The sequence below is a fragment of the Micromonospora cabrerizensis genome, from assembly GCF_022230955.1.
In the GTDB taxonomy this organism is placed as follows: Bacteria; Actinomycetota; Actinomycetes; order Mycobacteriales; family Micromonosporaceae; genus Micromonospora; species Micromonospora cabrerizensis.
Map to the genome: position 1 here is coordinate 1 of NZ_JAKKFI010000019.1, position 905 is coordinate 905.

Sequence of the window (905 nt, forward strand, 5' to 3'; positions counted from 1 at the left end):
GGGTCGCCGACCGGGGGCCTCTCCTGGGCCGGTACCGCCGCCGAGGGGGGTTCCTCCAGGATGACGTGGGCGTTGGTGCCGGAGATCCCGAACGACGACACCCCGGCCCGACGCGGACGCCCACCAACCGACCACGGCCGGGCCTCGGTCAACAGCTGAACCGCACCCGCCGACCAGTCCACCTGCGACGTCGGCGCATCCACATGCAACGTACGCGGCAACACCTGATGCCGCATCGCCTCAACCATCTTGATGATCCCAGCAACACCAGCAGCCGCCTGCGTGTGACCGATGTTCGACTTCACCGACCCCAACCACAACGGCCGATCATCAGAACGACCCTGACCATAAGTGGCCAACAACGCCTGCGCCTCGATCGGATCACCCAACGTCGTCGCCGTCCCATGCGCCTCCACCACATCCACATCAGCAGCAGACAACCCCGCATCACCCAACGCCGCCCGAATCACCCGCTGCTGCGACGGACCATTCGGCGCCGTCAAACCATTCGACGCACCATCCTGATTAACCGCACTCCCCCGCACCACCCCCACAACCCGATGCCCCAAACGCACCGCATCAGACAACCGCTCCACCAACAACACACCCACACCCTCAGACCAACCCGTCCCCTCCGCACCCTCCGCAAACGACCGACACCGACCATCCACCGACAACCCACGCTGCCGCGAAAACTCCACAAAAGCCGACGGCGTCGCCATCACCGTCACACCACCAACCAACGCCAACGAACACTCACCACGCCGCAACGACTGCGCCGCCACATGCAACGCCACCAACGACGACGAACACGCCGTATCCACCGTCACCGCCGGACCCTCAAACCCAAACGAATACGAAACCCGCCCCGACACCACACTCCCCGAATTACCCGTCCCCAAAAA

General features: G+C 64.6%; 1 protein-coding gene. It reads right to left on the minus strand.

Translation table 11 applies throughout. The features are described 5' to 3' along the window. The coding region (locus LADH09A_RS02625) for a beta-ketoacyl synthase N-terminal-like domain-containing protein (RefSeq protein WP_238643132.1) at positions 1-905 on the minus strand (905 nt) is incomplete at both ends.